A 9,722-nucleotide genomic window follows, 5' to 3' on the forward strand; every position below is an offset into this window, starting at 1 on the left:
GAATTAATAAGCCAGGCTGAATAGGGCTTTGATGTGTGATAGGTAGCGAACATTACTTGCTTCTTTCATCAATGTAGCCGGCAGGCCTTTAAGGGACGTGTTATTGGCCCCAACGGTTGCCACTGCATCCTTACGGCCAAGGCTCGCAAGTGTACCTGAGTTTACAGGTGAGAATACTTCAAGTTTCTTGCCTTCAAAGGCTGCATATAGGTTGTATCCAACAAGCTCACCCATTTGCCAAGCATTTTGTGCAGTAGGAGCATATGGACGGCCGCCTTCTGGAGGGAACGCAACGGCACTGTCGCCGACAACGAATACGTCTTTATGGGATTTGGATTGCAAATACTCATTGACGGTTGCTTTGCCGCGATCCACTTCAAGGCCTGATTCGCCTACGATAGGAAGAGCCGCAACTCCGCCTGTCCAAACAAGCGTATTGGCCGTTATCGTTTGTCCATCTTTCAATTCGATTCGATTTCCTTTAACACCCGTTACAGGCAGACCTGTCAAGAATTCAACGCCGCGTGCTTCCAAGCTTGTCATGGCACGTTCGATTAAGTGATCAGGCAGGACCGGAAGGATTTTTGGACCAGCTTCCACAAGCTTGATTTTCAAGTCCTTGAAGTCCACTCCGAACTTTTTGGCGATTTTAGGGAAATGGTCCACGATTTCACCGATTAACTCAACGCCCGTCAATCCGCCGCCGCCGATCACGATGGTTGCGTCCGCTTCATTATTCGTTTGAGAATATTCGCGGATGCGATCTTCGATATGTTTGTAAATCTTGTTTGCATCATTTACGGATTTCAAGACCATGCTGTTTTCCTCAAGTCCCGGAATGCCGAAGAATCCTGTTTGACTTCCCAAAGCAACAACCAGGGCATCATAAGATAATGTGGAACCATTGGCAAGTTTCACTTCTTTATTATCAACCGAGAATGACTCCACTTTGGAAATGACAAGGTCGATATCTTTTCCTTTGAAAAGCTTTTCCAACGGAATGGAAACGGCTTGTTCAGAAATGGATCCGCCTGCAAGACGGTGCAATTCGGTGATGATTTGGTGCGTTGGAAATTGGTTCACCACCGTAACCTGCACTTCATCTTTATTGTAATATTCACGTACGGATAAAGCAGATAGTAATCCTGCGTAACCTGCACCTAAGATGACGATTTGTTTTGACATAGTTAATCCCCCGTCCTTACTGATTGAAAGTTTATCAAATTATTTTTGGTTTTTACGTTCTGCAGAGACTTCAAGAAAAGCTTGGGCGAAACGGAAAAGCTTTTGTGCTTCCGGATCTTTCATCATCCTTAACAGACCAAAAAGACCGATCACATCATTATTCGCTTCTGCACGATCCTTAGCTTCGATGGCATTTGCTGCAAGTCCTTTCACTGAATGGACCACAGGTGTCGCGATCTCCGAAATGGCGCTGACCGTATCATTTTTCAACACATCATCAGTCGCAACCGATTGAGCGAAATCATAAGACTTTGTTAAAATATTCACTAACTCAGTTAGTTTTGGTAACTGCTCGACTAAAGTGTTCAATGATTCCTGAACCTCAGGCTTTAAAAGCTGATCTAAGATATCCAATTGCTCTTGGTTTGCAGAAATATTAAGTGTTTCATGTTCAGGTTTTGAGATTACATCTACCATATCTAATTCCCCTTTAAACTTAATTATTTTGATTTATGTTTTTTCCGCCGATACTACTAATCATACGACTCTAATCTCTTAATTTCAAATATTTCTTTTGTGATACGAATATAATTTTATCGTAATAATTAAGAGTTATTTGGTGGTTTTTTTGAATAATCTTAATATTCCAAAAGAATATTAAGATTATTCTGGTTATAATACCTTAAATAAAGAGGGGTATTAGAGACATTCTACCTTGTCATTCCTATAATAATAGATCTATAGCAGAAACCTTTTTATTTTGCTTGTATGTTTGTTTTGCTATAATGTCCATAATCTTTGACGGAATGGGCCTCGAGAATATTTTATCTGATTTAGGGTATATACTATTATCGGAATTGGAGTTGATGCCCTTGGTAGAACGCAGGATGTTAAAGGTACGTGGTGGGATTATCGAAATATCCTCTAGGTATAATGAAAAATATAGTAAATGGAATTGTACAGCTAAAGTTCCTAATAGTTCCATCATTGCTTATTGTCGTGACAAGAATAAGCTTCGTGCTGAGACAGTTTCTATGAGCAGGTTATTAATTACGTATGAAGACTATAAAATTGTTTGATAAATAGAGAAAAGGCGCCCAATCTTGAAGATGAAGTGGGCGCCTTTTTATAGAATAATATTTTTATCTGCGAAATCGGGAATATATCTTCGAAAATGGAGATATATCATCGAAAACTTCTGATTTATCTGCGAAAGTATACGATTTATCGATTTTTCGACAAAACTTCGATTAAAAAAACTATTTTCTTAGTGAAAAGCAACGAAATTGTCAAAAAATATATCAGAAAATACTGAAAAGGATAGTAAAATTATGTTAATATATTTAAAAAAAGTATTATTTTCTAAAGCAATAATGAATAATTTATATTTAAAGGATCTCCATTAAGAAAAGGTATTTATAAACAGCAATTAGTTCAATTGATTTTACTACAATAAAATGAAATGGAGTCGATACAATGGTGAGTATTACTGGATATGGGAAAGCGAGAGAAGAAGCAGTGAATAATTTTCAGGAATTTGTGGGTTTTGAAATTCCTGAAGATTATAAACAATTTCTCTTTAAGCATAATGGCGGCACAACTACGGTTCAAAACTGTAAGTTTTATGTAGATGGATTAGACACACTTGTATGCTTACAAGCACTTTATGGATTAGAGCTTATAGATAAAGAACTGGATTTACAGAAATGGCATGAAGAAAACAGAGAAGACTTACATAAGAATTGCATTATAATAGGTAATGATACATGTGCAGGTAAAATTTTGCTGATAAATAATGAAGAAGAAAAGGGAGTTTACTTCTGGGATCAGGGTTGGTATTCGGATCCATCAAGCCAGGATGAAAACATTTATAAAGTTGCATCGAGTTTTAAATCCTTCATTGAGGGATTGAAAGTCCCGGAGGAAATCTAATTTTATTGTAATCCCCTTGATTGGCTCATGCCATTCAAGGGTTTTTATTGTCATGTTAATGAGGAGATAAAAATGTATAAAATATTATTGGTTGAAGACGATCTCAAAATAGCAGGAATCTTAATCAATTATTTAAAAAGGTACGGGTATGAGGTTTTTGAAGTGAAGCAACTGGACCAAGTTTTTGCGGAGTTCCAAGATATAAAGCCAGATTTGGTTTTATTGGATATTAATCTGCCCTATTATGATGGGTTCCATTGGTGTCGGCTAATAAGGACGGTTTCGAAGGTTCCTGTCATATTCATCTCTGCAAGGACAGATGAAATGAACCAAGTCATGGCCATTGAATACGGGGGAGATGACTATTTAACAAAACCGTTTCATTTGGAAGTGGTATTGGCGAAAATAAAGAGTGTCCTACGTAGGGTGTATGGTGAATATGCGGATATATCTTCATTCCACCAACAAGTAAAGGAAATGGAGGGATTAACGCTTTATACGGAAAAAGCGATGATCGAATATCAAGACAATCAGGTAACGTTAACTCAAAATGAGTTGAAATTATTGAGTTGTTTACTACGACAGTATGACACCATCGTCTCTCGTGAAGAGTTACTTGAAGCATTATGGAATGATGATTCATTTGTTGATGACAATACATTGACCGTCAATGTCACAAGGGTACGGAGAAAACTTGAGGATATTGGCATCAAGCATGCCATAACAACTAGCAGGGGAAAAGGATATCGACTAAAAATAGTGCAAGGTGAAGAAAAGTGAAGCTGAAATCCTTTATTAAAGACCGTCTTTATTTTATATTTTATACCGTTCTACTGGTAAGCCTGCTTATCATTGCTTGTGCATTAGCCGTTCTGGAAGCGGGGAATCACATATCGATTTCAAATATCATCTATTTAATTATTCTCGCGTTTTTTATGATGCTTATATTTTTAGCCGCCGATTACATAAGGCAATACCGTTTCCTTAATCAATTAGCAAGGATGAAGCAAGAACCGAGCTTGTCTTTTGAATATGTCGAAGCCTTTAGGGAACCTTTGACAAATGAACAAAAGTTGTGGATGGAACTTTTTCATCAAATGAACAAGGTAACTATTGGGCAGTTACAAGAACAAATCAAACAGCAGGAGCAATATGAGCTGTTGATTCATCAATGGGTTCATCAAATGAAGACACCTGTTTCAGTCATTTCCTTACTGATTCAAGAAGGCAAAAGGACATTTTCGAATGAGCCGATGAAGGATTATCTTAAAGAGATAGAAGAAGAGAATGATCGATTTCACAGAGGGCTGGAAATTATATTGCATGGAGCAAGGCTGCAGCGTTTTTCGGAGGATTTAAAATCGGAGCGGGTTGACTTAATTAATCTGGTCAAGCAAGTAATTAACGAGGAAAAAAAACAGTTCATCAAACGGTTCATATATCCCAGGCTTGAAATGGAGCATGAGAATGTATATGTGCATTCGGATCGTAAGTGGCTCCACTTCGCCATTAGTCAGGTTGTCTTTAATGCACTGAAGTATTCAAGGCAGGAAGAGCATGACAGCATAACGTTCAATATCATTGAAAAAGAGTCGGAGATTTTCCTTAGGATAACAGATCAGGGAATAGGTATCGTCCCACAAGATGTAAAACGGGTGTTTGATCCATTCTTTACTGGTGAGAACGGGCGAGTCAAACAAGAGTCAACCGGAATGGGACTATATCTTGTGAAGGAAATCGTTAATAGACTTGGGCATGTCGTTACCATCCAATCGACTGTATCCGAAGGGACTACTGTGGAGTTTCTCTTTAAGACAAATATCTTACATGAAAGGTGACAGAATTGTAAGGGTGCTAAACGATTATGTAATAAACTTCGATGGGAGCCTCCCGCTTTATTCATTATACTTACGGTAAGAAAGGGAGGTATTTTCGGATGTCGATTTTAAAAGCGGAACAACTATCCAAAACTTATTTTCAAAAGCAGGGGAATTTAATTCATAAGGCGTTACATAATTTCACCATGAATGTACAGAAAGGGGAATTTGTCGGTGTGATGGGTCCATCTGGCAGCGGGAAAACCACTCTGCTTAACTTAATGGCCACGATTGATAAGCCCACCACAGGTAAAGTCATTCTAAATGATCAAAATCCTAATGAATTAAACAATCAGGACCTGGCATTGTTTCGCAGGAGGGAAATTGGATTTGTTTTTCAAGACTTCAACCTTCTTGAAACACTTACCGTTCGCGAAAATATCCTCCTTCCTCTAGCGTTAGATCATTATAAACTGCAGGAAATGGAATATAGGGTAAATCAGTTGGCAAGCCTTCTTGGTATAGCAGGGATTTTAGAAAAGAGGACTTTTGAAATTTCTGGAGGTCAGCAGCAACGAACGGCTTGTGCAAGAGCGATGATTCATGAGCCTTCCATTATTTTAGCGGATGAACCTACTGGTAATTTGGATTCCCAATCTGCCAAGCAGGTAATGGATTCCCTCACGACACTTCAGGAGAAAAAGGGAGCAACCATCCTCATGGTCACTCATGATCCGACTGCAGCCAGTTTCTGTGACCGGATCCTATTCATAAAGGATGGCAAGTTCTTTTCGGAGGTTCACAGCGGAGGGGAAAGACAGAGCTTCCATCAAAGGATTTTAGATACGTTAAGCGTTTTGGGAGGAGTCTATCATGAACATCCGACTTCTCGCTAAGAGGAATATCCAAGGAAATGCACAACGTTATCTAGCTTATTTTTTCAGTATTGTCCTTTCGGTCTCAATCTTTTTTATTTACGCATCATTTATCTTTCATCCAGATGTGGTCCATGCGAATATTCCAGGGGGACAGTTAATTAGTAAGGGACTCATTGCAGCTGAAATAGTGATCATCATATTTTCAGTTTTTTTTATCGCTTATTCGAATGCAGCATTTATACAGCCGCGAAAAAAAGAGTTTGGGCTGCTGACACTGCTTGGAATGTCCAAATCCCAACTTAGAAAACTGATTTACCTGGAGCAAACGATGGTTTCCCTCATATCTATCCTGATTGGAGTAGGCTTAGGGTTTTTGTTCTCAAAGTTATTCTTAATGGCAGTTTCTTGGTTACTGGCTGTAGAGCAACCAATATCGTTTGTCATTGTCCCTGAGGCCTTTGTTTATACAATTGTTGGTTTCATTTTGCTATTTCAGCTATTATCGCTCCTTTCATTGTTCCACATAGGAAATGCGGAGGTAGTCGATTTACTAAAAGATAAACAAAAACCCAAAAAGACTCCCTTCGTTTCAAAGTGGTTAGTTGCATTATCAGCAGTTTGCTTAAGCATTTCTTATTATTTGGCAGGTACGATGTCGTTGAACAATTCTTATAGAGTATTGCCCATAGTATTCTTCGTACTGATCGGCACCTATTTTTTATTCAGCCAAAGCATTGTCGCTCTATGCAGCAGGCTTTACCGGAAGAAGAAAAGCTTATATGGCGGAACGAATTTAATTACTCAAACAAACCTGATATTCAATATTAAGGACTATTCCAGGTTATTCTTTTTGACCTCGATCATTACAGCCGTGATTTTGACAGCTGCTGGAACACTCTTCATGTTCAGTGCAGATTTAAAAAAGCAAGGGATGGATAACATTCCGCAATCAATTGGCTGGGTTGAAAATGACGCTTCTGTTTATTCAGTTATTGAACCATCCGCAGTGGAGAAAACATTAAAGGAAGATGGATTCAAGATCCTTTACGAAGTAAATATGACTGGTGTGCCCATCACCCACATGCTACCCCATATGAGAACGGGAGAATCCAGTGAAAATAGGTCATTATTAATCTCGGAAAGTGATTATAACAATACGGCTGCATTACGAAAAATTGAACCAGCAAAGTTATCTGGAAAATAAGCATTATACATTTTTCCTTATGGAGGACTGGACTATCAATTCGTCCATAAGGGAGAACAAAAGGAGCTGCACTTTGGCAATCGAACCATTCAGGTAACAATGATTGGTCAGCGCAATCAATCGATAGTCGCACCCATAAAAGCGGCAACGACCCTGATGGTGGTTGATGATCAGCTGTATCATGAAATCACAGCTGATGTGCCATTAAAAGAGATGGCAAGAGTACGGGGGTATGAAGTTAAAGATTGGGAAGAATCAATGGAAACATCTAGTGAAATCGAACAAATGTCTAATAATCCTAATCATAATCAACTGCAAACAAGAGCTCCGATTTATCAAGAAATGAAACAGGGTAGCATATTGATTCTTTTTATAGGCTTGTTTGTCAGTCTATTATTCTTTATCGTCCAAGGGAGCATGATGTATCTGAGAGTTTTTACGAATTTAGAAGATAAAAAAATCCAAATCCATGCCCTTCATCGATTGGGGTTGACAAAAAAAGAAATACGGCAAATTTTAAGTGCCGAAATACGCATCCTCTTTTTCGCTCCTTTTCTGATAGGGGTGATTCATGCCATAGTCGCCTACGTGGCATTAAGCAATTTATTGGGATCGAATTTGTTTGTCTACTCGGCCATGGTCATCGCAACGTATTTTCTTTTTCAACTGCTGTACTATCAAGTAACTAAAAAGATGTATGGGCGGGCAGTCATCAATTCGATTAAATAGAAGCTATCATATGTAAATGGAATCAGGGAATCCGTCCTCGATTCCATTTTCTTTTTCAGGAGGTCTTCTCATTGAAACGGCATTTTCATTGATGATAAATTAGTTAATATGCACTATTGAAAGAGGAGTAATCCGCTATTGCACAAACCATATGAATTATGGTGTGATTTTACAGGTGAATCTTTTACAATCTTGTAATATTTTCATATAAAGGGTAAAATTATTTACTTTAAGCAAGAATATCGAACCCCGCATCATTTATTTTTACCATTTTCACATACATAATTATACTGAAATAATTATTTTGAGGAAATAAAACGATTTATTGGAAATGATTAATAATAGACGTGGTTTAGATTAAAACATAAAAGGTCATATGATCAAAAAAATAGTGGGTGATCTGTTAATTACTTGATTTATTATAGTATTATATGCCTGGGGTTATAGAGAATATTAGATTTTTCCCTATTTCTTTATCCCTTAATATAGTAAACTCAGAATAGGTTCGTTAACTTTTAGCTGCTAGAGATGAGGTAAGTTTAATCCTATGAAAAATAAAAAGTTAAGGGCACTTCTTTATTTGACCATACTTTTATTGATTGTTTTCATTCTTCTAAATATGTTTTCAACATATTTAAGCATTAAAAATTCTGTGCAAAAATCCGTTGCCAATCAAAACTTGGTAGCTGCTAGATCTATAGCCGACTCGATGGATATGGAGGCCTATCAGCGATTTCTCAATAACCAAGTAAAGAGCCAGGATTATTCGGATATAAAAGCTTACTTAGAGGATGCCCGTGAAAAAATAGGAGCATTATATGTTTATACCATCATGATTGATAATCCCACAGTATCCAAGTGCATGATTACTGGATTTTCTAAAGATCATAAAGGGGATTTTCCTATCGGTGGTGCATGTACAGTTCCGCCGGAGCAGGTCAAACAGGGATATGAGGGCAAAAGCTTCATTACCGGGATTCTAGAAGATCCGGAATATGGTGAGTATTTGACTGTGGGAGTGCCAATGAAAAATCAAGATGGTGACATTATTGGTTTTTTGGGCATTGATGTGAGCGCGGAAGATATTAATGCCATTAACGGCAAGGTATTGAAAAGCAGCATTGCCATTCTTGTTTATAATGGTGGATTTGTCATCATGCTGCTGGTTACCTTTTTTGTCATTCAAAAATGGTATCAAAAGGAACTGACACGTGAAGTGGGGGATACGGAAGATACGTATCAATCGGAATTTCAATCTCTATTTGCTTCAGTCCGCTCATTAAGGCATGATTTTTCCAATCATATTCAGGTGATACATGGACTGCTTAAATTAGAGGAGAACGCAAAAGCACTCGAATACTTAACAGGGCTTTCAAAAGAAGTGCATTCAATTGAATCAATGAAATTGGATGTGATTCATCCTGGCTTATCTGTCCTGTTGGAGACCAAAAGGCTCTCGGCCCAGAATTATAATATCGATATTGAAATTGATGTTTCACCCAAATCCTTCAATTGGATCAAAACAATCGATTTGATAAAATTATTATCAAATGTTATCGACAATGCTATTGAGGCAACAATTGAATTGCCAGAGCAAGAACGCCGAATGAATATTGCCTGCAAAGCTGATGATGAAAAGTATACGTTTATGGTCACGAACACAGGACCAATGATTTCGGAATTAGATCTGGAGAATATATTCGCCAGCGGTTTTTCAACCAAAAAGGCACAAAAGGGCAAAGTTCGCGGACAAGGATTGTTCATCGTCAAAGACTTAGTGAACAGATATGATGGAGAGATTCATGTACAATCCTCTGAAAAAGAAACAACCGTTACGATGATCATTCCCGTAAGTGGAAAAATGGGCTAAATTGATCCAAAGGAAACACATTTGATAAGAAGGTATGATCCCTCAAAGGGATCATACCTTTCAGACTGTAGACAAACTCGATGAAAATCGAGTTTGTCTATTTTTAT

General features: G+C 37.9%; 10 protein-coding genes. 8 read left to right on the top strand and 2 right to left on the bottom strand.

Translation table 11 applies throughout. From position 1 onward, the window contains the following. Window positions 1-3 precede the first annotated feature (3 nt). Window positions 4-1,185 carry an NAD(P)/FAD-dependent oxidoreductase gene (locus tag ADA55_RS25780; protein WP_048683989.1) on the bottom strand — a complete coding sequence of 394 codons (1,182 nt, stop codon included), beginning with the start codon at window positions 1,183-1,185 and terminating at the stop codon, window positions 4-6. A 39-nt stretch (window positions 1,186-1,224) separates the two neighbouring features. Next, complete coding sequence (locus ADA55_RS25785) at window positions 1,225-1,662, bottom strand: DUF1641 domain-containing protein (protein WP_048689143.1); 438 nt, start codon at window positions 1,660-1,662, stop codon at window positions 1,225-1,227. Window positions 1,663-1,970: 308 nt separating this feature from the next. Here ADA55_RS25785 and ADA55_RS29735 point away from each other — a divergent pair, with 308 nt between their 5' ends. From ADA55_RS29735 to ADA55_RS25820, 8 genes are all read left to right on the top strand, one after another. Continuing rightward, on the top strand, window positions 1,971-2,264 hold the full coding sequence (locus ADA55_RS29735) for a hypothetical protein (RefSeq protein WP_142398553.1): 294 nt from the start codon (window positions 1,971-1,973) through the stop codon (window positions 2,262-2,264). Between the two features lie 400 nt (window positions 2,265-2,664). Continuing rightward, a complete protein-coding gene (locus ADA55_RS25790) occupies window positions 2,665-3,117 on the top strand; it encodes an SMI1/KNR4 family protein (RefSeq protein ID WP_065421225.1) in 453 nt (150 codons plus the stop codon). Between the two features lie 72 nt (window positions 3,118-3,189). After that, window positions 3,190-3,897 carry a response regulator transcription factor gene (locus ADA55_RS25795; RefSeq protein ID WP_048689149.1) on the top strand — a complete coding sequence of 236 codons (708 nt, stop codon included), beginning with the start codon at window positions 3,190-3,192 and terminating at the stop codon, window positions 3,895-3,897. Next, window positions 3,894-4,955 (top strand): sensor histidine kinase, encoded by a 1,062-nt coding sequence (locus ADA55_RS25800; RefSeq protein ID WP_048689153.1) that lies wholly within the window; start codon window positions 3,894-3,896, stop codon window positions 4,953-4,955. The genes ADA55_RS25795 and ADA55_RS25800 overlap by 4 nt, the downstream gene beginning before the upstream one ends. A gap of 98 nt (window positions 4,956-5,053) precedes the next feature. After that, window positions 5,054-5,830, top strand: a complete 777-nt coding sequence (locus ADA55_RS25805) for an ABC transporter ATP-binding protein (RefSeq protein ID WP_048689156.1) — start codon at window positions 5,054-5,056, stop codon at window positions 5,828-5,830. After that, a complete protein-coding gene (locus ADA55_RS29740) occupies window positions 5,808-7,016 on the top strand; it encodes an FtsX-like permease family protein (protein ID WP_048689160.1) in 1,209 nt (402 codons plus the stop codon). Before ADA55_RS25805 ends, ADA55_RS29740 begins: the two co-directional genes overlap by 23 nt. A gap of 99 nt (window positions 7,017-7,115) precedes the next feature. Further along, a complete protein-coding gene (locus ADA55_RS29745; protein ID WP_048689165.1) occupies window positions 7,116-7,745 on the top strand; it encodes an FtsX-like permease family protein in 630 nt (209 codons plus the stop codon). A gap of 547 nt (window positions 7,746-8,292) precedes the next feature. Next, window positions 8,293-9,615, top strand: a complete 1,323-nt coding sequence (locus ADA55_RS25820) for a sensor histidine kinase (RefSeq protein ID WP_048689168.1) — start codon at window positions 8,293-8,295, stop codon at window positions 9,613-9,615. Window positions 9,616-9,722 lie beyond the last annotated feature (107 nt).

Source organism: Bacillus sp. 220_BSPC (genome assembly GCF_001054655.1).
Lineage (GTDB): Bacteria > Bacillota > Bacilli > Bacillales > DSM-1321 > Peribacillus > Peribacillus frigoritolerans.

Bases quoted from the DNA above. Each gene is read 5' to 3' on its own strand.
- ADA55_RS29745 (WP_048689165.1), top strand. From the start codon at position 7,116: ATGATTGGTCAGCGCAATCAATCGATAGTCGCACCCATAAAAGCGGCA.
- ADA55_RS29740 (WP_048689160.1), top strand. From the start codon at position 5,808: ATGAACATCCGACTTCTCGCTAAGAGGAATATCCAAGGAAATGCACAA.
- ADA55_RS25805 (WP_048689156.1), top strand. From the start codon at position 5,054: ATGTCGATTTTAAAAGCGGAACAACTATCCAAAACTTATTTTCAAAAG.
- ADA55_RS25785 (WP_048689143.1), bottom strand. From the start codon at position 1,662: ATGGTAGATGTAATCTCAAAACCTGAACATGAAACACTTAATATTTCT.
- ADA55_RS25795 (WP_048689149.1), top strand. From the start codon at position 3,190: ATGTATAAAATATTATTGGTTGAAGACGATCTCAAAATAGCAGGAATC.
- ADA55_RS25820 (WP_048689168.1), top strand. From the start codon at position 8,293: ATGAAAAATAAAAAGTTAAGGGCACTTCTTTATTTGACCATACTTTTA.
- ADA55_RS25780 (WP_048683989.1), bottom strand. From the start codon at position 1,185: ATGTCAAAACAAATCGTCATCTTAGGTGCAGGTTACGCAGGATTACTA.
- ADA55_RS29735 (WP_142398553.1), top strand. From the start codon at position 1,971: ATGTCCATAATCTTTGACGGAATGGGCCTCGAGAATATTTTATCTGAT.